Origin of the sequence: Pseudomonas sp. B6001 (assembly GCF_013386015.1) — a bacterium.
Classification (GTDB): Bacteria; Pseudomonadota; Gammaproteobacteria; order Pseudomonadales; family Pseudomonadaceae; genus Aquipseudomonas.
The window spans coordinates 95,440-118,269 of sequence record NZ_JACAOX010000039.1 but is presented as its reverse complement, the minus strand read 5'-3'; the positions used below and the strand labels follow the sequence as shown (position 1 = coordinate 118,269).

Genomic DNA, 22,830 nt, shown 5'->3' with positions numbered 1-22,830 from the left:
TGTATTGACTGGCACACCGCATTCGCGAGCAAGCCCGCTCCCACAGGGGACAGTGTTTCAACCAGAAAGCAGTGCAATCACAATAATAAAGGGGCACGCCACGTGACCACGCCAGACCAAGGCTTTGCCGAAATCACCAATCGCGAACTGGGCCTCAGGCGCCAGCTCACTTCCGGCCAGATGAGCATGATCGCCATCGGTGGCGCCATCGGCACCGGGCTGTTCATGGGCAGCGCCTACGCCATCGGCTATGCCGGGCCCAGCGTGCTGGTCAGCTATGCCATCGGTGCGCTGATCACTTTGCTGTTGATGGGCTGCCTGGCGGAGATGACCGTGGCGCATTCCACCTCGGGCTCCTTCGGCGCGTATGCCGAATTTTACGTCAGCCCGCTGGCCGGTTTCCTGGTGCGCTATGCGTACTGGGCGGCGATTGTGCTGGCGGTGGGCGCCGAGGTCACGGCGGTGGCGATGTACATGAAGTACTGGTTTGCCAACGTGCCGGAATGGGTGTGGATCGTCTCGTTCTCCAGCGTGTTGATCGTGCTCAACGCCATCAGCGTCAAGACCTTCGGCAACTTCGAGTACTGGTTCTCCACGATCAAGATCAGCGCCATCGTTGGCTTCATCATCCTCGCGGTGTACGTGGTGTTCGGCTCCGGCAACCCGGATTACGGTGTGCAGAACTACGCGGCCCACGGCGGCTTTTTCCCGAACGGGTTGAGCGGCATGTGGATCGCGGTGATCGTCTCGATCTTCAGTTACCTGAGCGTGGAAATGATCGCGGTGGCCGCCGGTGAAGCGGCCGACCCGGAGCAGGCGGTGAAAAAAGCCTTCCGCGCGACCATCGTGCGGCTGGTGGTGTTCTACCTGCTGACCCTGGCGCTGATGTTGGCCATCGTGCCGTGGAACCAGGCTGGCCACGCCCAGAGCCCGTTCGTCACGGTGATGCAGACCATCGGCATTCCCGGCGCCACCGGGGTGATGAACTTCGTGATCCTGATCGCTGCGCTGTCGGCGATGAACAGCCAGCTCTACATCACCACCCGCATGATGTTCAGCCTGTCCCGCGCCGGTTTTGCGCCCAAGTCCATGGGCGCCTTGAGCAAGAGCGGGATCCCGTTGAACGCCTTGTTGCTGTCCAGCTCGGGCATTGCCCTGGCGACCCTGCTGAACGTGGTGTACCCGGAAAGCTCGTTCACCCTGATGATGGCGATCTCGATGTTTGGCGCGATCTTCACCTGGTTCATGATCTTCCTCACGCACCTGTTTTTCCGCCGCTACCGCAAGCGTCACGGCGGGGCGAAGCTGTCGTTCCAGCTGGCGCTGTTTCCCTACAGCACGCTGCTGGGCCTGGTGCTGATGGGCGCGGTGATGATCACCACGTTCTTCACCGATGCGTTCAAGATGACGCTGGTGTTCGGGGTGCCGTTCCTGCTGATTCTGTCGCTGGTGTACTACGTATTCTTCCGCAAGGGCGCGGCCAAGGCATCGAACAAGGCTTTGGCATAACCCGGCAATTGCTCGAACTCGCGGGCGCATAACAGCAGTTTGCGACAGGCCCAATCCTCGCTCAGGGGTTGGGCCTTGAAGCGCCGCTCCAACGGCCAGCGTTCCAGCGCCGCCAGGGGCACGATCCCCAGCCCGGCGCCCCGGGCGACCATGCGAATCAGCCCGTCAAACCCATCAGCGCGGATGCGTGTCTGCAAGCGAAAGCCTGCGTGCAATGCCTGTTCCTCCAGGTACACCGCCAGCGCGCTGTCGGCGGCCAGGCCCACGTAGTCGTGCTGCAAGCTGTCGATAAAACTCACGGTGCGCCCGGTCAGCGGGTGATCCAGCGGCATGATCAGCACCAGCGGGTCGTCGCGAAAGGGCAGGGTTTGCAGGCCGTGGGTGTCTACTGCGTCGGAAATAATTCCCAGGTCTGCCGCGCCCTGGCGCAAGGCGTGGGTGATGCGCAGGCTTGGCAGTTCCTGCAGGTCGATGTCGAGGTTGGGGTGCTCGTGCAGAAAGTCCGCCAACAGTTCCGGCAGGTATTCGCTCAGGGCGGTGGTGTTGCACAGCAGGCGCACCTGGCCCTTGACGCCGTTGGCGTATTCCGCGAGGTCTTGCTGCAGGTGATCGGCTTGCTGCAACAGCAGGCGGGCGTGACGGGCGAGGGCTTTGCCCGCAGCAGTCGGGGTGATGCCACGGCGGCCACGTTCAAGAAACTCGATGCCCAGGGAGGCTTCCATCGCCCGGATCCGTGCACTGGCCGCCGCCAGGGACAAATGGCTGCGGCCGGCGCCGGCGGTGATATTGCCGGTGTCGAGGATGTGCAGGTACAGGCGCAGGTCGATCAGGTCAAAGTGCATGTGCTGGGGATCTCAGTGTCTGTACGGGCCTCTTCGCGAGCAAGCCCGCTCCCACATTTAGATCTGTGAACCCTTTCAAAATGTGGGAGCGGGCTTGCTCGCGAAGAGGTCATCTGCCTCATGCAAAACAAGAGGCTGCCTCAGTATATGGCGAATTTTCAGACATCACCCAAACCTGCAAAATCGACCCATGAATACCTTACTCGCGTTCTACAAAAACCTCGGCCCGGCCCTGACATTGCTGGTGGTCGGCACCTTCCTGCTGGCCGGTACGGTCAAGGGCGTCATCGGCCTGGGCCTGCCCACCGTCGCCATGGGCATGCTCGGCCTGGCTATGTTGCCGGCGCAGGCTGCGGCGTTGCTGATCATCCCGTCCACCGTCACCAACCTCTGGCAACTGGCCTTCGGCGGTCACCTGAGCGCGTTGATCAAACGCCTGTGGCCGATGCTCCTGCTGATTTTCCTCGGCACCGGGCTGGGCTCGGTGTGGCTGGGCATGGATGGCGGGCATTGGGTGGTGCGGGCGTTGGGCGGCGCGCTGCTGGTGTATGCCTTGAGCGGGCTGTTGCTGCCGACGTTCAAGGTAAGCCCGGCCACCGAGCGTTGGCTGGGCCCGCTGTGCGGCGTGCTGACCGGGGTGATCACCTCGGCCACTGGGGTGTTCGTGATACCGGCGGTGCCGTATCTGCAAGCGTTGGGCTTGAACCGCGATCAGCTGGTGCAAGCGTTGGGGCTGTCGTTCACCGTGTCGACGCTGGCGCTGGCAGCCGGGCTGTTCTGGCGTGGCAGCCTGGGCGGCGGTGAATTGAACGCCTCGTTGTTGGCGCTGGTTCCCGCGCTGCTCGGGATGTGGCTGGGCCAGGCCCTGCGCCAGCGCATCAGTGCCGTGCTGTTCAAGCGGGTGTTCTTTATCGGCATGGCCACGCTGGGAGGTCATCTGCTGATCAGTGGTTAACAATATGCCGTTGATTCGTGCGCCTTGGTCAAATGTATTTTGCCGCCGGGACGCTTATTCCAAAGCGCCGACCCCGTTACCCTGCCTTCAGACATTTAATCTTTAGGCATCCCCTATGAAAAAAGTACTCCTGCTCAACGGCGGTAAGAAATTCGCCCATTCCGACGGTCGCTACAACAGCACCCTGCATGAAGCCGCCCTGGCGGTACTGGACCGTGGCGGCATCGACGTCAAGGAAACCCACATCGACGCCGGCTACGACGTGGCCGAAGAAGTCGCCAAATTCCTCTGGGCCGACGTGATCATCTACCAGATGCCCGGCTGGTGGATGGGCGCCCCGTGGATCGTCAAGAAGTACATCGATGAAGTCTTCACCGAAGGCCATGGCAGCCTGTACGCCAGCGACGGCCGCACCCGCTCCGACTCGTCGCAGAAATACGGCAGCGGTGGCCTGATCCAGGGCAAGCAATACATGCTGTCCCTGACCTGGAACGCTCCTCAGCAAGCGTTCGACGACCCCACCGACTTCTTCGAAGCCAAGGGCGTGGACGCGGTGTATTTCCCGTTCCACAAGGCCAACGAGTTCCTCGGCATGACCGGCCTGCCGACCTTCCTCTGCGTGGACGTGATGAAACGCCCGGCCATCGAAGCCGACGTGGCGCGTTATGAACAGCATCTGGCACAGGTGTTTAACCTGAGTCTGTAATGCGGCTAGTATCCGTGCAGCCGCTATAAAGAGGATTCACGTTGAAAGCCCGATCCGATGAGCTACAGATCTTCGTCTGCGTGATTGAATGCGGGTCGATTTCCGCCGCAGCCGAGCAGGTCGGGCAGACGCCGTCGGCGGTCAGCCGCACTTTGTCGCGCCTGGAAGCCAAGCTCGACACCACCCTGATCAACCGCACCACCCGGCGCATGGACTTGACCGAAGAGGGCAAGTATTTCTTCGAGCGGGCCAAGGTGATCCTCGAGCAGATGGACGACCTGGAAGAACGCCTGTCGTCGCGCCAGCAAACCCCGTCGGGGCGCCTGCGGATCAACGCGGCGTCGCCGTTCATGCTGCATGCGATCGTGCCGTACATCGCCGAGTTTCGTGGCCTGTACCCGGATATCCAGCTGGAACTGAACAGCAACGACCTGATCATCGACCTGCTGGAGCAGAGCACCGACATCGCGATTCGCATCGGCGCCCTGGCCGACTCGACGTTGCACGCCCGCTCACTGGGTTGCAGCCCGCTGCATATCCTCGCCAGCCCGGTGTATCTGGAACAGCACGGCACGCCCACGACCGTTGCCGAACTGGCCGAACACACGTTGCTCGGCTTCACCCAGACCGAAACCCTCAACCACTGGCCGTTGCGCCATGTGCACGGCGATCGCTGGCAAATCCAGCCTGGCGTTGCCGCTTCCAGCGGTGAAACCTTGCGCCAGCTGGCGCTGGAAGGGCAGGGCATCACCTGTTTATCGGACTTCATGACCGCCCAGGACATCAAGACCGGGCGCCTGATACCGGTGCTGGCCGAGTTCAACAGCGGCTATCGTCAACCGATCAATGCGGTGTACTACCGCAACTCGCAATTGGCCTTGCGCATCCAGTGCTTCCTGGACTTTATCCAGGGCAAGCTGGTCAGCTACGCCAGCTGATTCGTGACCTCTGCGCAAGATTGAATTGGGCAATACGGACTTATTCGGAATGGATAGGTCCGCAATACTGAGTCCATCAATTACTCACGCAGGGAGACACCTCCATGAACGTATTCATTACCGGCGCTGCCGGTTTTATCGGCGGTTCCATCGCCACTGGCCTGGTCAAGGCCGGCCATAACGTCACCGGCCTGGTGCGCAGCACCGAACAGGCTGCGGAAATGACGGCACTGGGCATCACGCCGGTAATCGGTACGCTGGATGACAGCGCGCTGTTGACCGAGCAGGCGAAGAAAGCTGACGCGGTGATCAACGCCGCCAGCAGCGACCATCGCGGCGCCGTGGAAACCTTGCTGGCCGCGCTGCGCGGTTCCAACAAAACCTTCCTGCACACCAGCGGTTCGAGCATCGTCGGCGATGCGTCGGGCGGTAAGTCCAGCGATGTCATCTACTTTGAAGACAACCTGCCGGCGCCGACTGTCGACAAGGCTGCTCGCGTGGCCATCGACAACCTGATCCTGGCTGCCGCCAAAGATGGCGTGAACTCGGCAGTGATCTGCAACACCCTGATCTACGGTCACAGCCTGGGCGTCAAGCGCGACAGCGTGCAGTTGCCACGCTTGCTCAAGCAGGCACGCAAAAGCGGTGTAGTGCGGCATGTGGGCACCGGGCAGAACATCTGGTCCAACGTGCACATTGAAGACGTGGTTGCGTTGTACCTGCTGGCGCTGGAAAAGAATGTGCCGGGCACTTTCTACTTTGTGGAGAGTGGCGAAGCGGCGTTTGTCGACATGACCACCGCGATTGCCGAAGCGCTGAAGCTGGGTAAACCACAGGACTGGCCATTGGCGGATGCCGAGGCCGAGTGGGGTTATGAAATGGCCAACTATGGCCTGGGCTCCAACAGCCGGGTGCGCGGCAAGCATGCGCGGGAATTGCTGGGATGGGCGCCGAAGCGGACCTCCGTAGTTGAGTGGATTCGCAACGAGATGGTGTGATGTTCGCTTGAGACCGAGGCGAGCTCTTCGCGAGCAAGCCCGCTCCCACACTTAACCGAGTTCCAACTTTGGAATGCGGTCAAATGTGGGAGCGGGCTTGCTCGCAAAAGGGGCGACTCGGTCCAACGGTCTTACCCAACACTAGCCCCACCCCGCCCAATTCCGTACCATCCCCCGCCTAATCCCCCGCAACTCCCCGGTACTTCAATGAACCTCACCCGTCTGCGCGCCGACGCCCTGGCCGGACTCACCACGTCTTTTGCCTTGCTGCCCGAATGCATCGCCTTTGCCCTGGTGGCTCATCTCAACCCGCTGATGGGCCTTTACGGCGCATTCATCATCTGCACCCTCACCGCGCTGTTCGGCGGCCGGCCTGGCATGGTCTCCGGGGCCGCCGGCTCGATGGCGGTGGTGATCGTCGCGCTGGTGGTGCAGCACGGCGTGCAGTATCTGTTGGCCACGGTATTACTGGGCGGGTTGATTATGGTCGCCTTCGGCCTGTTGCGCCTGGGCAAGCTGGTGCGCATGGTGCCGCACCCGGTGATGCTCGGGTTCGTCAACGGCCTGGCGATCATCATTGCCTTGGCGCAGCTGGAGCATTTCAAGAGCGGTGACACCTGGCTCAGCGGCACGCCGCTGTACGTGATGACCGGGCTGGTCGCGGCAACCATGGCCATCGTCTACCTGCTGCCGCGCCTGACCCGCGCCGTACCGCCAGCCCTGGTGGCGATCCTCGGCGTAGGCCTGGCGGTGTACCTGCTCGGCCTGCCGACCCGCACTCTGGGCGACATGGCCCACATCGCCGGCGGCCTGCCGACCTTCGCGCTGCCACAGATTCCCTGGACCCTCGAAACCCTGCACATCATCGCGCCCTACGCGATCCTGATGGCCATGGTCGGCCTGCTGGAAACCCTGCTGACCCTCAACCTCACCGACGAAATCACCGAAACCCGCGGCTACCCGGACCGCGAAAGCGTGGCCTTGGGTGCCGCCAACATGGTCTCGGGCCTGTTCGGCGGCATGGGCGGCTGCGCGATGATCGGACAAACCGTGATCAACCTCAGCTCCGGCGGGCGCGGGCGCTTCTCCGGGGTATTTGCCGGGGTGATGATCCTGCTGTTCATTCTGTTTCTGTCACCGCTGATCGAGCGCATTCCGCTGGCGGCGCTGGTGGGGGTGATGTTTGTGGTGTCCCAGCAGACGTTTGCCTGGGCGTCCCTACGGGTGATCAACAAGGTGCCGCTCAACGACGTGCTGGTGATCATGGCGGTGACGGTGATTACCGTGTTCACCGACCTGGCGACGGCGGTGCTGTGCGGGATTGTGATTGCGGCGCTGAACTTCGCCTGGCAGCAAGCGCGCGAGCTGTACGCGGATGAGCACATGGAAGCGGACGGCAGCAAACTCTATCGGGTGCACGGCACGCTGTTTTTTGCCTCGACCACGCCGTTTTTGAATCGCTTCGATCCGGCCAACGACCCGGCCCAGGTGACGCTGGATTGCCGTCACTTGAGCTTCGTCGACTATTCGGCGATTGCTGCGTTGATGACCTTGCGCGAGCGCTACACCAAGGCCGGCAAGCATTTGCGGGTGCTGCACCTGTCCGAGCGCTGCCGCAAACTGCTCAAGCGCGCCCGGGTGCAGCACGACTGACCGTTGTTTAAGCGCAATGATCGTTCCCACGTTCTGCGTGGGAACGCCGCTTTGGACGCTCCGCGTCCGCTCCTAAAGTCGTGACGCGGAGCGTCACAGGATGCGTTCCCACGCAGAGCGTGGGAACGATCATGGTCCGACCAGGTTTTCCAGTTCCTGGGCGCGGGTCTGGGTCATGTCCAACACGCAGCCGGAGCCGTTGACCTGATCAATGGTGCCGCCGGTGGCCGAGCCGATGAAGCCGCAGTTGGCATCGCGAAACTTGAGCCACTGGCGTTGTACGTCCTGCAGCTGCTGCTTGCGGTTGCCTTCCATTGCGGTCATCGCGGTTTTGTAGGCGGTGTTCAGGCGCGCGTCCTGCACCTTGGTTTCCTTGGCGTTGCAATCGACCATGTCGGCGGTGGTGTTGGCACCGTCCATGCATTTTTTCAGTGCCGGGTTCTCGTCGGCCGAAGCCGTGCCGCACAAGGCCAGCAACAGTGCGCCGGCGGCGAAAGGAACAAGCAGGGGGTTACGATTCATTCTGGGTTTTCCTGGTCATGAGTCGGTGTGCAGTCTAAGACTCGGCCTGCGCAGTTGAGTTTCCAGCCCCGGCGATCTTCATGTAAGAACGCCCCCCGAATTTTCATCCACTGACCCTGGGCATATCCCTGCGCGACAGGGCTTGTCTGTGGGCGAAAATTACTTTCATAAAAATTGAAAATGCACCTCGGTAATGATTTATGACTTTCACAACCTATTCGACGTGACCCTTTCCGAGGAGTACCGCATGGCCGCATCACCGGGGTATTGGCTGTTGATCTACGCCGCCATCGCCATCATTGCATTGATCGTATTGATCGCGCGTTACCGGCTCAACCCGTTTATCGTCATCACCCTGGTGTCTATCGGCCTGGCGCTGTTGGCCGGGATGCCGGCGGACACGATCATGGGCTCCTACGAGGCCGGCGTCGGCAAGACGCTGGGGCATATTGCGCTGGTGGTCGCGCTGGGTACCATGCTCGGCAAGATGATGGCCGAGTCCGGTGGCGCCGAGCAGGTGGCGCGCACGCTGATCAACCGGTTCGGCGAGCGTAACGCGCACTGGGCAATGGTGTGTATCGCGTTCCTGGTGGGGCTGCCGCTGTTTTTCGAGGTCGGTTTTGTGTTGCTGGTGCCGATCGCGTTTACCGTGGCGCGGCGGGTGGGCGTGTCGATCCTGATGGTCGGCCTGCCGATGGTGGCCGGCTTGTCGGTGGTGCATGCGCTGGTGCCGCCGCATCCGGCGGCGATGATGGCGGTGCTGGCCTATAACGCCTCGGTCGGGCAGACGGTGCTGTATGCAATTTTGATCGGCATACCCACCGCGATCATTGCCGGCCCGCTGTACGCCAAGTTCATCGTGCCGCACATTCACCTGCCAGCGGAAAACCCGCTGGAGCGCCAGTTCATCGACCGCGAGCCGCGCACCCGCCTGCCGAGTTTCGCCCTGACCATGGGCACCATCCTGTTACCGGTTGTGCTGATGATGATCGGCGGCTGGGCCAACCTGATTTCCACACCGGGCACCGCCTTTAACCAGTTCCTGTTGTTTATCGGTAACTCGGTGATTGCGCTGCTGGTGGCGACCCTGGTGAGCTTCTGGACGCTGGGCCTGGCCCAGGGTTTCAACCGCGAATCGATCCTCAAGTTCACCAACGAATGCCTGGCACCGACCGCCAGCATCACCTTGCTGGTGGGCGCGGGCGGTGGTTTGAACCGGATTCTGGTGGACGCCGGGGTCACCAATGAAATCCTCGGCCTGGCCCACGCTTTCAACCTGTCGCCTTTGGTGATGGGCTGGCTGTTCGCCGCGCTGATGCGCATCGCCACCGGCTCGGCCACCGTGGCCATGACCACGGCCTCAGGCGTGGTCGCACCGGTTGCGATGGGCCTGGGTTATCCACACCCGGAATTGCTGGTGCTGGCCACCGGCGCGGGTTCGGTAATCTTTTCCCACGTGAACGACGGCGGCTTCTGGCTGATCAAGGAATACTTCAATATGACGGTGATCCAGACCTTCAAGACCTGGACCGTGCTGGAGACCCTGATTTCGGTGGTCGCCTTCGGTCTGACTTATGGTTTGTCCTGCATCTTGTAACCCGGAGCCGAACCGATGGACATCCTCTACCAGATCCGCGCCCGCCAGGATTCCTTCAGCGCCGGCGAAGGGCGTATCGCCAGGCTGATGCTCGATGATGTCGGCTTTGCAGCGTCCGCCAGCCTGGAAGAATTGTCCCAACGGGCCGAGGTCAGCACCGCCACCTTGTCGCGTTTTGCCCGCAGCGTCGGCTGCCGCGACCTGCGTGACCTGCGCCTGCAACTGGCCCAGGCCAGCGGCGTCGGCAGCCGTTTCCTCGACCCGGCGGGCCTGCCGGAGCAGTCGGCGTTTCACCGGCAGATTCTCAGCGATATCGAGGCGACGTTGCGCCGGCACCTGTCCGGTTTCAACCAGCGCAGTTTTGTCGACGCCGTGAGCCTGCTGGGCAATGCGCGGATGATCCACGCGTTCGGCATGGGCGGGCCGTCGAGCCTGTGCAGCGACGAGTTGCAAGTGCGCCTGGTGCGCCTGGGCTACGCGATCAACGCCTGCCACGACCCGGTGATGATGCGCGTGACCGCCGCCACCCTGGGCCCGGAGCATGCGCTGATCGTCTGCTCGCTGACCGGCATCACCCCGGAGGTATTGGGCGTGGTGGCGCTGGCACGCAACTACGGCGCAAAAATCATCGCCATCACCCTGCCGGATTCACCGCTGGCGCAGTTGGCCGACGTGCTGCTGCCGCTGCAACCGGCCGAAACCAGTTTTATCTACAAGCCAACGGCGGCGCGCTACGGAATGCTGTTGGCCATCGATGTGCTCGCTACCGAGCTGGCCTTGGCCATGCCGGACGACAACCAGGAACGCCTGCGACGGATCAAGCTGGCCCTGGACGATTATCGCGGCGGCCCTGACAGCCTGCCGCTTGGAGATTGAGATGAAGTACCACACGCTGATCCGCCAGGCGCTGATCATTGATGGCAGCAACACCCCCGGCTATGTCGCCGATGTGGCAGTGCACGAGGGCCGTATCGAGAAGATCGGCGACCTGTCCCGGGACAGCGCCGAGCATGAAATCGACGCTGCCGGGCGCGTATTGGCGCCGGGGTTTATCGACGTGCACACCCACGACGACACGGTGGTGATCCGTCACCCGCAGATGCTGCCCAAGCTGAGCCAGGGCGTGACCACGGTGATTGTCGGCAACTGCGGCATCAGCGCCTCGCCCGTGAGCTTGCAGGCTGATCCGCCGGACCCGATGAACCTGCTGGGCACCGCCGAGGCCTTTGCCTACCCACGGTTCAGCGATTACCGCGCGGCGGTGGAAAATGCCCACCCGGCCGTCAATGTGGCGGCGCTGATCGGCCACACCGCGCTGCGCAGCAACCATATGGACGACCTGCACCGTACCGCCACGCCGGGTGAAATCACCGCGATGCGCGTGCAGTTGCAGGAGAGTCTGGCGGACGGTGCCCTGGGTTTATCCACCGGGCTTGCATACGCGAGCGCCTTCAACGCCGAGACCGATGAAGTGCTGCAGTTGAGTGAAGAACTGACGGCGTATGGCGCGGTGTACACCACCCATTTGCGCAGCGAATTCGAACCGGTGCTGGAGGCGATGGACGAGGCTTTTCTGATCGGCCGGCATGCCAAGGCGCCGGTGATCATTTCCCACCTCAAGTGCGCGGGCGCCGGTAACTGGGGGCGCAGTCCGCAGTTGTTGGCCTCGCTGGAACACGCGGCGAAGACCCACCCGGTGGGCTGCGATTGCTACCCGTATGCGGCCAGCTCTTCGACCCTGGACCTCAAGCAAGTCACCGATGCGTTTCGCATCACCATCGCCTGGTCTGCGCCGCATCCGGAAATGGGCGGGCGGGATCTGCAGGATATCGCCGCCGAGTGGGCGGTGCCGCTGATGGACGCCGCCCGCCGCCTGCAACCCGCCGGGGCGGTGTATTACGGGATGGACGAGACCGACGTGCAGCGCATCCTGGCGCATCCGCTGTCGATGATTGGCTCGGATGGTTTGCCGGAAGATCCGTTTCCTCATCCACGTCTGTGGGGCGCGTTTCCCCGGGTACTGGGGCATTTCAGCCGGGACCTTGGCTTGTTCCCGCTGCACACCGCCGTGCACAAGATGACCGGACTGTCGGCAGCGCGCTTTGGCTTGGCCGAGCGCGGTGAAATCCGTGAAGGACACTGGGCCGATCTGGTGCTGTTTGATCCGTTGCGGGTGCGGGATGTGGCGGACTTCAAAGAGCCGCAGCGCGCGGCGGAAGGGATTGACGGTGTGTGGGTCAACGGCGTGCTCAGCTACAGCGACGGGCAGGCCAACGGGCAGCGTCCCGGACGATTCCTGGCGCGCAGTGGGGATTTGCGAAACGGGTTTGCGGCCGTATAGTGGCCGCTCTCAAACACGGAGCAATCGCCATGCACTTAGGAAAAGTCACCCCCATCTTGCGCAGTTTCGACGAGGCCAAAACGTTGGAGTTCTACGTCGACTTCCTGGGGTTCAAGGTCGATTGGCAGCACCGGTTTGAAGACAACTTTCCGCTGTACCTGCAGGTGTCGCTGGGGGACTGCGTGCTGCACTTGTCCGAGCACCATGGCGATTGCACGCCAGGTGCGGCGGTGCGGATTCAGGCTCAAGGGTTGGAAGCGTACCAGCAACAGTTGCTGGCCAGGAATTACCGCAACGCCAAGCCGGGGATTGAAGACACGCCATGGGGCAGCCGCGAGATGAGCATCAGCGACCCGTCGGGGAACCGGTTGGTGTTTGTTGAAGAAGTCAGCAGATGAGGCTGCGCGCATAAATCGCAGGCAATAAAAAACCGCCTTAGTAGGGCGGTTTTTTATTGCAATCCCAGTTCGCGGCTGGGGTTGCGCCTCACCGGAAGCATTGACCTGCTGACCGGATACTACTGTCGGTTCAGGCATCACGCAAGGCCTGGTGACACTCGGTGTTTTCAGTTCTTTGAGATCTACGCTATTTAAGGACGACTGCAAAAACTGGCAATAAATTCTTGGAGCGTTACCGGTGGATTAGTTCTCCCAGGTCACACCTTTGAGCGGGATGTTGGTTAGTATCGCCCCCGTTCTGTGTATGTCGTTTGTAGGTGGGCTGGGTACGCGCGCGAATTTATGGACCGAACGCCACGGGCTAGTAATCCGTGCCGGATTCATGCGGGAGGACCCAAAGCCCGGCCGCCTCACTGGAAGCATTGACCTGCGTCCGAAGGCTCACGTGTTCCGGTAAGTGCGCTGGAGGTAGGCCCAACTGATGGAGGGCCGAGTATGTCCAAGTTTGCACGACGTACGTGGGACCTCGTAGTGAACTCCCTGCGTGTTTATCACGTGTGGAAATTCCTGCGGGACAGCTTTGATGACCGTTAAGGTCTGAGAAGTGGGCCGCCCCGGTTTCGACCGGGGCGGCTTTTTTGTACCTGGGATTTACACCCGGAAATGGCTGACCATCTGTTGCAACTGCCCGCCCAAACGCGCCAGTTCCACACTCGACTTGGCCGTCTCGTCACTGGCCGCTGCCGTCTGCTCCGACACGTCCCGCACATTCACGATACTGCGGCTGATCTCTTCCGCCACGGCACTCTGCTGCTCGGCGGCTGCGGCGATCTGCTGGTTCATCGACTGGATATTCGACACCGTACGGGTGATGTTTTCCAGTGACACACCGGCCTTGCGCGTCAGTTCGACGCTGCTGTCGGTGAGGCTGCGGCTGTTGTTCATCACGGCGGCCACTTGCTGGGTGCCGTTCTGCAAACCGGCCACCAGGCCTTCGATTTCTTCGGTGGATTTCTGGGTGCGCTGGGCCAGGCCGCGCACCTCATCGGCGACCACCGCAAAACCGCGACCGGCTTCACCGGCACGCGCTGCTTCGATGGCGGCGTTGAGCGCCAGCAGGTTGGTCTGCTCGGCCACGGCCTTGATCACGTCCATCACGCTGCCGATCTTGTTGCTCTCTTGTTGCAGGTGCGTCATGGCGTCGGTGGAGCGTGCCACTTCAGCTGCCAGGCGTTCGATCTGGGCGATGGCTTCGGCCACCACCTTGTCACCGGCACGGGCTTCACCGTCGGCGGCCGAGGCAGCCTGGGACGCTTGTTCGGCGTTGCGTGCGACTTCCTGCACGGTGGCAGTCATTTCGTGCATGGCGGTGGCCACTTGATCGGTCTCGATCTTCTGGCTGTTGACCCCGGCACTGGTCTGTTCGGTCACGGCCGACAGCTCTTCGGCGGCGCTGGCGATCTGGGTCACGCCGTCGCGGATGCCGCTGATCAGTTCACGCAGGGTGGTGCCCATGCGCTGGATGCCTTGCTGCAACACGCCGAGTTCGTCGCGGCGGGTCACCTGGATGTTGTGGCTCAGGTCGCCGGAAGCGATGCGCTCCACCACGGCGAGGGTCTCGCGCAGTGGGCGGGTGATCTGGCGGGTGATGATCAACGCAGCCACGATGCCCACCAGCAAGGCCAGCAATGTGCTGATCAGTTGCAGGCTGCGGGCCTGGGCGCTTTCGGCGTCGCGGCGTTGCAGCTGGATGTCGTACAGCTTGTCGCTGATGGTGACAATGTCGGTGCCCTGGGTGGTCATTTCTGCCCGGGCCGAGACGATGTTGGCGTTGGCCGCCTTGTAGTTCTGCACCGCGCTGCGATAGGCGCCGAGGGCGGTTTCCAGGGCGGTCAGTGCAGGCTGTTGGCTGGCGCCAAACGCTGCGTGCAGGCCTTTCAGACCGTCGATGGCTTTCTCGATCTGCGCGGCGGCGCGGGCTTCAGTCTCGGCGTTGACGTTACCGGTGTAGCCGCGCACTTCGTAGCGGGCCAACTGGAACTGTTCCTTGGCGCTGGTCACGGCCTCGAACTGGGCAAAGCGCTCGGTGCTCTCGGGCATCTGGCGCACGCTGGCGTCCAGGGCACTGATCTGCGCATTGGCGATGTCAGCCTTGTCGCCCATGACCTGGCGCGCGGCGTTACCGTTGCGGTAGGCCTCGCGCATTTTGTTCAAGGACTGCTGGTAAGCGGTGATGATCGCTTTTTGCTCATTGAGCAGCTTGAGGTTGTCCGGGCTCTTGAAGCTGTCCAGCAGCTTCTGTTGCTGGGCCACAAAACCGTCGAGGTTGGTCTGCACGTTTTGCGCCACGGCTTCGTCGCCGTTGGCCAACATGTATTGCAGGCGCACGATGCGCAGTTTGGTCAGCGAAGCGTTGAGCTGGGTGATGTCGCTCATCCAGTTGCTGCGGTCGATCAGGCCGCCCAGGCTGGTCCAGCCGGTGAGCGCGAGGATCGAGGTGAGGACCAGTACCAGGCCGAAGCCCAGGCCCAGTTTCATGTTGACGCTGATGTTGCCGAACCAACTATTCATCGCATTCCTCCAGGAACAGATTTGCGGGTACATCCGGTTGCTGGAAGTAGCGACCAGCCGATGGGTAGTCAGGAGGTATCGGCAGCCCTGGCGAGAGCTGAAACGGTTTTTTCGTGAGGGCAGGATTTATGGAACGTGAGCGACGAGCGGTCGCACCGCCCTCATGCAGAGGGCGGTGCGAGGATCAGTGGACTTGGCGCATTCTTTTGCTGGTGGTGATGATGTCGATCAACGCTTCCCTGCTGCTGAAACGGCGGTCATCCAGGTTCCAGCGATTGACGAAGTGCCCCCTGGCATCCTGCTGCAACGCGGTGTGGACCAGTACGCCGTCGCGGTTTTTATGGACCATCTCCAACCCATCGTCCAGGGTGCGCTGAAGCAGATAGTCGCCTTTGCGCCGCAGGCGTTGTTCGAGGCTGAGGGGTGGTGCGGGCGTGGCAGGTAGCGGCAATGGCGCACCGGCGACTTCGACGTTTTTCTTGAAGTCGTGGCGCACCAGTGGCCATTGCTGCTCGCGCGGCAGCGCCTGGACGCTGGCGGGCTCACGCACAAAGCCACTGGCCGAGCCGGGAGGCACATCGTCCAGCAGCAGACTGATGCCGTTGTTGAGCTCGGCAATGCCCGGTACGCCGCGATGGGTATTGGCGTGCGTTTCGCCCACCAGCGCGACCCACTTGTGTGGCCCCTGTTGAAGCTGATCGGCGCGGATCACCTGGGTTGCAAAGTAGTTGAACATTGATGTCCTGGAGGCGGGCATGCCGTCCACCCGCAAGCTGGCGACACAGTCGAGTGCGCGGATCCGCACGTTATGCTTCATCGCCACCTGCACCAGGCTGACAAAACCGTAGGGGCTGTCGGCCGGTACGCCGTGGCCTTTGTCCAATGCGTTGAGGTAGCTCCACAGTTCATCTGGCATAAAGCCCAGGCTGTGGACGATATCCAGGTCGGCTTGATGCAGCTCGGTGGTGAGTTGCTCCATGTACAGGGTTTTTACTTCTCGCGGGCCCTTCAGGTATTCCATGTGCCGGCTGAGGAAGCCTTTGCTCGACGTACCGGCGTGGGCTTCGCCGACTACCAGGCCATCGGCGGTGTCCAGCAGTTGATCGATAAATTTCGCCTCATCCAGGGCCGGGTCGACCACAGGCAGTGCTCCCCGAGCAGGCGGTGTGTGTTCGGTAAAAAACGCCTGGGCCTGATCCTGAAGTTTTTTGCGGGTCTGGTCGAAGGTGGTTTGCGCTGCGCGACGGCTGCTGGCGGTCTCCCTGTAGGCGGTGGCGAAGAGCGCTTCACGCGTGCCTATCGGCAAGGTGATTTCCTCGCTGATCAGGCCCAGGTGTTCATGGGGCAGGTCAAAGGTGCTGAAGTGGCGCGGCGCCTCAACAGGCAGAGGGCGCGTTGGCCGTAGCGCGTGTGAGCGCTCCACCGAGGGCCCCGGGTGCGGCGCCGGTTGGCGTGCCGTGTGCAGCGACAGCTTCAGGTCGCCCTTGGCCAGGGCATCGCCGGGAATGCCGCCGGCCACATCCGCGATGACTCGGGTGGGTTGGTCGAAGGCGTCGTCGACCCGCAGGGCAATGCTCTTTTGCAGGTCGGCCAGGCCCGGCGTGCCGCGATAGGTGCTCATGCGTTTTTGATCAACCAACGCTATCCAGCGTTCGCCCGGTTTTTTCGCCTGGTCGTCGTTGATGAGGGTGTGGGAGTAAAAGTTGGTCAGCCGGTTGGCGCGAATCGGGGCCGGGCGTGAATCAAACAGGCACAGGGTGTTTTCCAGGTCGTAGGAGCTTGAGGCGTTCAACGGTCTGACCTCAATTCCGTGCTGTTGCGCGGTCTTTACCAGCATCCAGTGGCCGTACAACCCTTCGGGGTCGCGGTAATTTTCCTTGTCGATGGATTTGAGCTGGCCCTCGGCCCGTTTGGAGAGACCACTGGAAAACCTTGAATGGGTTTTCAGGTGATGAATGTCGCGCCACAGTGGCTCGATATAGAGAACCGTGACTTTCAGTTCGCGCAGGTACTGCATGTTTTCGATCAGCACCTGTTTAGCCACGGTGGAAAACGGTGCCTCGCCTACCACCAGGTGGTGCGCGTCATCGATCAGCAGCTTGAGCAAATCACGCAGGGCAATGTCTGGCGCCGGGTTTAGGGTTTCGGCCCGGGGAACCACGGCGGGCAACCGTGCAAAAAACGCGTCGGCGTCATCCGTCAGGGCCCTGACATTGTCCAGGTGCTGTTTGAGTGCCGGGGCGAGTTGCCGACGCGAGATCCAGATGCTGTGGGTATTGAGGTCTCGATCCAGGTAGGCGATCTGCAGGAACAGCGCCGACCTGTCCTCGGGGGCGATGACGGCCGCTACGTCCCGGCGAAACTTTTCCGACAATTCATAGGGCTGCCCGAGCCTTTCCGGGCCAGGCATGCCACCGATGACACCGGAGCGCTGCCACTGGCCGTCCACCGTCTGGTTCACCAGCTTGCCGGTGGAGCGCAATTGCCCGCTGGTGTTGTCGTAGCGAAACAACAGGAATCGCCCCAGGCTGTCCGGGGTGTGCGAGGCCCACAGGCTGTCGCCGGCAAACAGCACAGGCTGCATGCCCTGGGGCAATGGGGGCTGCGGTTGCAGTTGCTTGATCAAGCTCATGGCCTGTTGGTCCTTGGTCACCCGGGCAATATGGCGCAACGGCGGACGGGCGAGCTTGACGGGGGCGAACAGCAGGGGCCGCAGGTCGGTCAACAACGTCCCGCCGGCATTGAGCAGCGCGCCCAGATAATGTCCCAGCGCGGCGGCGGTGTCGTTGCGGCTGTAGGCATGCAGGGCGAGCATCGAATCCTTGAACACCAGCAAGCCGCCCAAGGCCAGGCTCAGTGTCGGGAAGGGCGCGGTCAGCGCGGCAATGGTGATTTCGCCGATCACGCTGACCAGCTCCATGATCATCTGCAAGCGCCCGGTGGTGGTGCTTTTGACTTCGTCGATACGGTGACGCAGCTTTTTGTCGTAGGTGTGGTAATGCAGGTTCTTCAGCGGCAGTGCGGTGCGAGGCACTTCGTCGAACACCGGCTTGGAATACACCCCCTTGAGCTGTGCCGGCAGGCCGGCCACCAACGCATGCAACCTCGGCTCGAACGCCGCGCGCTCAACGCTGGCGACCCGGCTGATGTAGTAGGTGTCCATGCCTTCAAGGTTTTTCAGGCGTTCGTTGAATTCCCGTTGCGGCCTGAAGGCGATGCCATCCGGTGCGTGCGGGGTGTAGAGCAGGGGCAGGTCGTTGGCGTGGTGGAACAGGTAGCAGCCATCGATCACTTGGCCGCTGATGTGCAGGGGATAGAGCCGATACCGATTGCGCACGGCATCGCTGTTATCGGCCAGGCTGTCGATGCTTTTTTCCAGCCAGGCCAGGTCGCTTGTTGCCAGGCAGCCTTGCAGGCAGCACTCAAGCGCAGCGACGTGCATGTGCAGTTGGGCAACCTCCAGGGCCATATTGCGGCGCCATGCATAGTGGGGGCCTTGCGGGTCCAACAGGGTTTTCTCGACCTCGGCGACATAGCGGTCACCGATCCAGGTGCCTCTGACCGAGTTGCTCACCGTTTGCGCGGTGAGTCGACTCAGGTCGACGCCGGGCGGTCCCTTGAACTGCGCGGTGGTGCTGGCGTCGGGGTTGATAAAGCCCAGGCTGGCGTCGTAGCCGTTGCGGTACAGCGTGGTGTAGCTGACGCGTTCGCGCGGGGTGATCACGCCCACGAGGTTTGGGTCTACCGCCGGGATCGGGTTGCCGAGCAGTTGGTTGAGGGCGGCTTTTGCCGCCTTGTGCAAGTAACTGTCGAAGTCGGGAAACTGTTGTGGGCTACCCGGGCTTGCGGCGTAGGCCTGTGCCGCGCCCAGTGCCTGTTCCTTGAGGTCGGCGAGTTTCTGTCGGTCGGCTGCCGATGCCTGGCTCAGCCACTTGGGCATCTGATGCAGGTATTCATCGGCCTGCATGGCCAGCGTCGTGGTACTCATTTCCACCAGGCAGGCTTCATAGGTGGAGGGCGCGCCGAAACTGATCATCAAATACTCAAGGCTGGCCGGGGCAAAACCCAGGGCGGAAAGCATCGCGCTGTATTTGGGCCGGATCCGGCTGACCAACTGTTCAAGCAGGTAGTCTTTCATGCTGCGCGAACCGGGAGCGAACGCTATCTCCTGGCTCCAGCCGAGGATATGCGCCTGCAATTCCCGCTCGCTGCCAAAGGCCTGGAACTGTTCGGCGCGTGGCGCGTGTGGCGTGCACAGCAGCAAGCGTTTGACCGCGCCCGTTGCATCGGTCTGGCGCAGCACCCACAGGTCCTTGAGCGGAGCCTTGTGCAGGAACAGGCAGCAGGCAGTGAGTGTGGGCGAGGGGCCTTCACTCAGGGTTTGCAGCAGTGCGTAGTCGTCCGCGCTGATATGGTTTTGCAACGATGCACTGTAGGCCAGCGCGTGCAGGCGGCTGTCGAGCATCTGCTGCATGGCTTCCTGTACGGCGGGCAAACTGTGGGCGCGCTTTTGTTCTTCGGCGAAGGTCAGGCTTGGTTGAACCTTGGCCAGCAGCTCGGCGAGGTAAGCCGGGGTGACGTCCTGGAACTCGGGCGGCAATGGCTGCTGGCCGTAGGTCAGTTGGGTGTGCTTGAGAAACTCGGAACCGGCGTGTTCATCGCCACGGTGCAAGCCACGTACCGCCAGTTGCACCAGGTTGTTGTGCTGGTTGTACGAGTTGCCTGACTTCAGGGTGCGCTCGGTGCTGATCTGCAGTTGCTCGGGGATCAGGCCCTGGATATCCAGGTCGTCGTCCAGGTGCTCAAGCAATTGCAGGCGCGCCATGGCCTCGGGCGAGGCCGCCGGGCCGAGCAGCGCCAGCACTTGCAGGCTGAGGTGTTCATAGGTGCGCAGGTGCTCGGCGAGGGTTTTGCGCTGGGCCTCATTGGCGCTGCGGTACCAGTCGGGAGCGGATTCGTGCAGCAGTTTTTCCAGTAACTGTTGCGCGCGCAGTTCCAGGCGCGAGGCCAGGTCCCAAGGCGAGCAGCGCAGCGCCTGGTCCAGTTCGAGGGTCATTCTGGCGACGTCTGTCGGCGCGGGGTGGCCGTCCAGGCCAAGGGCAAACGCGATGTCCTGATGTTGTTTGTCCTGCAGGGCATTGTAGGTGTGTTCGTTCAGCGGGAGGCTGTCGATAGGCTCTGGCACCAGCGGCCAGATACTTGCCGCGCGCAAGTGCTGGTAACGGCGCGGCAAGTGTTGCAGCAGCTCCTGGCGCCAGGCCGCCTGCTTCATGCGCTCTTGCAACGTGCGATCCAGGTGTTTGAGTGAGGTGAAAGCCTCCAGGCCTCTGGAAGGGGTGAACAGCAACACATCGCCGTCCTCGATCTCCAGGTGGGTGGCCGGTGTCTGGCTGCGGGTGAGGACGAACACCCCGGCGAACTCGATGGTCTGCTGGCGGTAGCGAAACGTCAGGCGATGGATGCCCGGGCGCAGCTCGGGACCGCTGACGATATTCGTCACCAGCAGCTGGTCGGCAGGGCTGAGCAGGCGATCCTTGACCTTCAGCCTGGCCTCGGCCTCCAGCATCGGCTGGTGGCTGTCGAGTATCCAGTTCTTGCGTAGATGGCCGTTGGGCCGCCGTTCGATTTCCAGGGCGGCCAGCTTCTTGTGCAATGCCTGGCTGATGCGCGTGCGGTTCAACCGGCCGGGTTCGCCCTGGATCAGCCAGTCGCCGGGGACGGTGTAATGCACCTGTGCGTTCTGCAGGCTCCAGCGGCTTTCTTCTGCCAGGGCGGCGTGCAATGCCTGCACCTCCAGCAACTCGGTAGAAGACTGCGCTGCCGGTGCGTGGCCGTTGGGGAAAATCTGTAGACGATGACCGATTTGCAGCAGGTAGCCGTTCAGTTGTTCCGGGGTAAGTGGTGATGTGTTCGGGGGCTGGGCGGGCATGGCCGGTCCTCAGGGAGTCAATGGTCCCTGAGGGTGCGCAGTCTCGGCGTGTGGATGGCGGTAGTTAGTTACTCAAGGCCTCGACCACGGTCAGTATCAGGCGTGACGGGCAATCGGTACTCAGGTGTAGCGTGTTGCGCGCCACCCTGGGATGTTCTGCCTGGCCGGGTGCTTCACCGCTGTTGGGGTTGACGTCAAAGCGCGGGAAGTTGCTGCTGGCGATGTCGAGGCGCAACCGGTGGCCGCGCTGGAACAGATTGCAGGTGGCGAAGGGTTCGATCACCACCTTGACCCGCTCACCCGGGGTCAGCAGGGTGGGGTGCTCCCAGGTGTTTCGGTAGCGGGCCCGCAGGATGCCGTCGGTGATGTTCATGGCGTAGCCGTCCGGGTAGACGTCGACCAGTTTGGCGGTGAAGTCGGTGTCGGGCGCATCGCTGTCGATCCACAGTTCCACGCGCAGCGGGCCTGCGACGATCAGGTCGTGGCTGAGTGGCTCGGTCTGGAAGCTTAAGACATCGCTGCGCTCGGCCAGGGGGCGCTGGTCGCCACGGGTACCGAAGAAGTCCGCCCGCTCGCGTTGGTCGAAAGCGCCGCCGACAAAAATCGGCGCGCCGGAGGTCAGGGCGCCACCGATGGTCGGCACCGGATCGGCCGGGTCGGCGCAGTAGCTGAGCTGGCCCTCGGTGGTCGGCGGTTCAGGTTGCAGTTGGCGTTGTGCGGTGAGGTGCAGGGTGAGTTGCCGGCTATCCGGTAGCGGCCATTGATGACTGTCGATCCAGTGCCCGCCATGTTGCAAGCGCCCCTGTTGATCGCGCTCACCGGTGCCACCGCCCATCAAGAACACCTTCACCGCCGCGGGTGCAGGCAGCGGCGAACCCTTGAGGGTGCGTTCAAACCAGTCCAGGCGGCAGCTCAACCAGTCTTTCGCCACCTGCCCGTCGAAGGCCGCTGGCGCACCAAATTGCGCATCGCCACTGTGAGTGATGTTGCGATCACCATGCAGCCAAGGGCCCATGATCAACTGATGCTGCGCCGTACTGCCGGCGCAAAACGCCGCGTAGTTGGCGAGGGTCGAACTGACATAGGCGTCGTACCAACTGGACATGAACAGCACCGGGATATCCGGCAGATCGTGGTAATGCCCCTCGGCGTAGATGCCCGGCGCTTGCCAGTACGGGCCGAAGTCGCCCTGGGCCCACTGCTCCAGCAGATAGGCTTCGTACTCCGGCACATGCCGCAGGGGCGATTGCCCGGCGTGCCACGGCATGCGCTTGAACCACTGGTGGATGTCTTCCTGTTCGAGGGCTTCGAGGATCTTCGGATCCGCCAGTGCCGCCGGGCTTTCCTTGGCCTGGCGAAACGCCCAGGTGGCCTGCTTGAGCTCCAGCGCGCCGCCCTGGCGAATCCCGCATTGGTAGGCGTTGGCGAAGCCGCCGCTGTCCAGCACCATGCTGGCAAGGCCCGGCGGATGCAGGCAGGCCATCGCCAGTTGCGTGTGGGCGGCGTAGGACAGGCCCATGCTGCCAATCTTGCCGTTGCACCACGGCTGCTCGACGATCCAGGCCAGGGTGTCGCAACCGTCTTCGCCCTCGGCGGTGTATTTGGTGAACACGCCTTCGGAGGCGTAGCGCCCGCGGCAATCCTGGAAGATCGCGACAAAGCCCTGGGCTGCGAACCGCGCGGCCATTTGCTCGCGGGAAATGTGCTGGCCGTCGAGCTGGATTTCCGAGCGCGATGGTTTGCTCTTGTCGTACGGGGTGCGTTCGATTACCACCGGAAACGGGCCTGGACCGTGGGGCAAGTAGATATCGGTGGCCAGGTGGATGCCGTCGCGCATGGCGATCATCTGGTTGTGCAACGTCTGCATGGGA

Annotated in this window: 14 protein-coding genes and 2 pseudogenes; 10 read left to right on the top strand and 6 right to left on the bottom strand. The window is 62.4% G+C overall.

Translation table 11 applies throughout. The features are described 5' to 3' along the window. The first annotated feature begins 102 nt into the window (after positions 1 to 102). A complete protein-coding gene (locus HX821_RS28730; protein ID WP_087693446.1) occupies positions 103 to 1,509 on the top strand; it encodes an amino acid permease in 1,407 nt (468 codons plus the stop codon). Here HX821_RS28730 and HX821_RS28725 read toward each other — a convergent pair. Further along, on the bottom strand, positions 1,455 to 2,351 hold the full coding sequence (locus tag HX821_RS28725; RefSeq protein ID WP_177037099.1) for a LysR substrate-binding domain-containing protein: 897 nt from the start codon (positions 2,349 to 2,351) through the stop codon (positions 1,455 to 1,457). The two genes, HX821_RS28730 and HX821_RS28725, sit on opposite strands and share 55 nt — an antisense overlap. A 190-nt stretch (positions 2,352 to 2,541) precedes the next feature. Here HX821_RS28725 and HX821_RS28720 point away from each other — a divergent pair, with 190 nt between their 5' ends. The 5 genes from HX821_RS28720 (at position 2,542) to HX821_RS28700 (ending at position 7,601) form a co-directional block, all read left to right on the top strand. Beyond that, on the top strand, positions 2,542 to 3,306 hold the full coding sequence (locus HX821_RS28720; protein ID WP_177037097.1) for a sulfite exporter TauE/SafE family protein: 765 nt from the start codon (positions 2,542 to 2,544) through the stop codon (positions 3,304 to 3,306). A gap of 115 nt (positions 3,307 to 3,421) precedes the next feature. Continuing rightward, the gene (locus HX821_RS28715; RefSeq protein WP_008436691.1) at positions 3,422 to 4,012 is read left to right on the top strand and encodes an NAD(P)H-dependent oxidoreductase; all 591 of its coding nucleotides are present in this window, start codon (positions 3,422 to 3,424) and stop codon (positions 4,010 to 4,012) included. Positions 4,013 to 4,053: 41 nt separating this feature from the next. Further along, the gene (locus HX821_RS28710) at positions 4,054 to 4,950 is read left to right on the top strand and encodes a LysR family transcriptional regulator (protein ID WP_177037096.1); all 897 of its coding nucleotides are present in this window, start codon (positions 4,054 to 4,056) and stop codon (positions 4,948 to 4,950) included. Positions 4,951 to 5,054: 104 nt separating this feature from the next. After that, positions 5,055 to 5,948 carry an NAD-dependent epimerase/dehydratase family protein gene (locus HX821_RS28705; protein WP_102605600.1) on the top strand — a complete coding sequence of 298 codons (894 nt, stop codon included), beginning with the start codon at positions 5,055 to 5,057 and terminating at the stop codon, positions 5,946 to 5,948. Between the two features lie 207 nt (positions 5,949 to 6,155). Further along, positions 6,156 to 7,601 (top strand): SulP family inorganic anion transporter, encoded by a 1,446-nt coding sequence (locus tag HX821_RS28700; RefSeq protein ID WP_087693438.1) that lies wholly within the window; start codon positions 6,156 to 6,158, stop codon positions 7,599 to 7,601. 129 nt (positions 7,602 to 7,730) lie between these two features. Here the strand turns inward: HX821_RS28700 and HX821_RS28695 are convergent, their stop codons facing one another. After that, a complete protein-coding gene (locus tag HX821_RS28695; RefSeq protein WP_003212286.1) occupies positions 7,731 to 8,123 on the bottom strand; it encodes a lysozyme inhibitor LprI family protein in 393 nt (130 codons plus the stop codon). 193 nt (positions 8,124 to 8,316) lie between these two features. Between HX821_RS28695 and HX821_RS28690 the strand changes: the two genes are divergently transcribed. From HX821_RS28690 to HX821_RS28675, 4 genes are read left to right on the top strand one after another with little or no spacing between them, the layout of a single operon-like run. Further along, positions 8,317 to 9,720: a gluconate:H+ symporter gene (locus HX821_RS28690; protein ID WP_017478510.1), complete on the top strand. Its 1,404-nt coding sequence runs from the start codon at positions 8,317 to 8,319 to the stop codon at positions 9,718 to 9,720. A 15-nt stretch (positions 9,721 to 9,735) separates the two neighbouring features. Then, on the top strand, positions 9,736 to 10,596 hold the full coding sequence (locus tag HX821_RS28685; RefSeq protein WP_102604479.1) for a MurR/RpiR family transcriptional regulator: 861 nt from the start codon (positions 9,736 to 9,738) through the stop codon (positions 10,594 to 10,596). 1 nt (position 10,597) lies between these two features. After that, complete coding sequence (locus tag HX821_RS28680; protein WP_177037094.1) at positions 10,598 to 12,061, top strand: amidohydrolase family protein; 1,464 nt, start codon at positions 10,598 to 10,600, stop codon at positions 12,059 to 12,061. A 29-nt stretch (positions 12,062 to 12,090) separates the two neighbouring features. Beyond that, entirely contained in the window at positions 12,091 to 12,459 is a 369-nt protein-coding gene (locus HX821_RS28675) for a glyoxalase superfamily protein (RefSeq protein WP_177009234.1), read from the top strand. Positions 12,460 to 13,110: 651 nt separating this feature from the next. Here HX821_RS28675 and HX821_RS32135 read toward each other — a convergent pair. From HX821_RS32135 to HX821_RS28660, 4 genes and pseudogenes are all read right to left on the bottom strand, one after another. Further along, positions 13,111 to 13,707, bottom strand: a pseudogene (locus HX821_RS32135) (methyl-accepting chemotaxis protein); the annotation flags it as partial. A 258-nt stretch (positions 13,708 to 13,965) separates the two neighbouring features. Beyond that, positions 13,966 to 14,997, bottom strand: a pseudogene (locus tag HX821_RS32130) (methyl-accepting chemotaxis protein); the annotation flags it as partial. Between the two features lie 217 nt (positions 14,998 to 15,214). Then, entirely contained in the window at positions 15,215 to 20,959 is a 5,745-nt protein-coding gene (locus HX821_RS28665) for a membrane-targeted effector domain-containing toxin (RefSeq protein ID WP_177037091.1), read from the bottom strand. Positions 20,960 to 21,023: 64 nt separating this feature from the next. Continuing rightward, positions 21,024 to 22,826: a CocE/NonD family hydrolase gene (locus HX821_RS28660; protein ID WP_177037109.1), complete on the bottom strand. Its 1,803-nt coding sequence runs from the start codon at positions 22,824 to 22,826 to the stop codon at positions 21,024 to 21,026. Positions 22,827 to 22,830: the final 4 nt, after the last annotated feature.

What these genes read in the sequence shown, in the direction of transcription:
- HX821_RS28675 (WP_177009234.1), top strand. Translation starts at nt 12,091, where the DNA reads ATGCACTTAGGAAAAGTCACCCCCATCTTGCGCAGTTTCGACGAGGCC.
- HX821_RS28720 (WP_177037097.1), top strand. Translation starts at nt 2,542, where the DNA reads ATGAATACCTTACTCGCGTTCTACAAAAACCTCGGCCCGGCCCTGACA.
- HX821_RS28685 (WP_102604479.1), top strand. Translation starts at nt 9,736, where the DNA reads ATGGACATCCTCTACCAGATCCGCGCCCGCCAGGATTCCTTCAGCGCC.
- HX821_RS28680 (WP_177037094.1), top strand. Translation starts at nt 10,598, where the DNA reads ATGAAGTACCACACGCTGATCCGCCAGGCGCTGATCATTGATGGCAGC.
- HX821_RS28695 (WP_003212286.1), bottom strand. Translation starts at nt 8,123, where the DNA reads ATGAATCGTAACCCCCTGCTTGTTCCTTTCGCCGCCGGCGCACTGTTG.
- HX821_RS28700 (WP_087693438.1), top strand. Translation starts at nt 6,156, where the DNA reads ATGAACCTCACCCGTCTGCGCGCCGACGCCCTGGCCGGACTCACCACG.
- HX821_RS28660 (WP_177037109.1), bottom strand. Translation starts at nt 22,826, where the DNA reads ATGCAGACGTTGCACAACCAGATGATCGCCATGCGCGACGGCATCCAC.
- HX821_RS28705 (WP_102605600.1), top strand. Translation starts at nt 5,055, where the DNA reads ATGAACGTATTCATTACCGGCGCTGCCGGTTTTATCGGCGGTTCCATC.
- HX821_RS28665 (WP_177037091.1), bottom strand. Translation starts at nt 20,959, where the DNA reads ATGCCCGCCCAGCCCCCGAACACATCACCACTTACCCCGGAACAACTG.
- HX821_RS28715 (WP_008436691.1), top strand. Translation starts at nt 3,422, where the DNA reads ATGAAAAAAGTACTCCTGCTCAACGGCGGTAAGAAATTCGCCCATTCC.
- HX821_RS28690 (WP_017478510.1), top strand. Translation starts at nt 8,317, where the DNA reads ATGATTTATGACTTTCACAACCTATTCGACGTGACCCTTTCCGAGGAG.
- HX821_RS28725 (WP_177037099.1), bottom strand. Translation starts at nt 2,351, where the DNA reads ATGCACTTTGACCTGATCGACCTGCGCCTGTACCTGCACATCCTCGAC.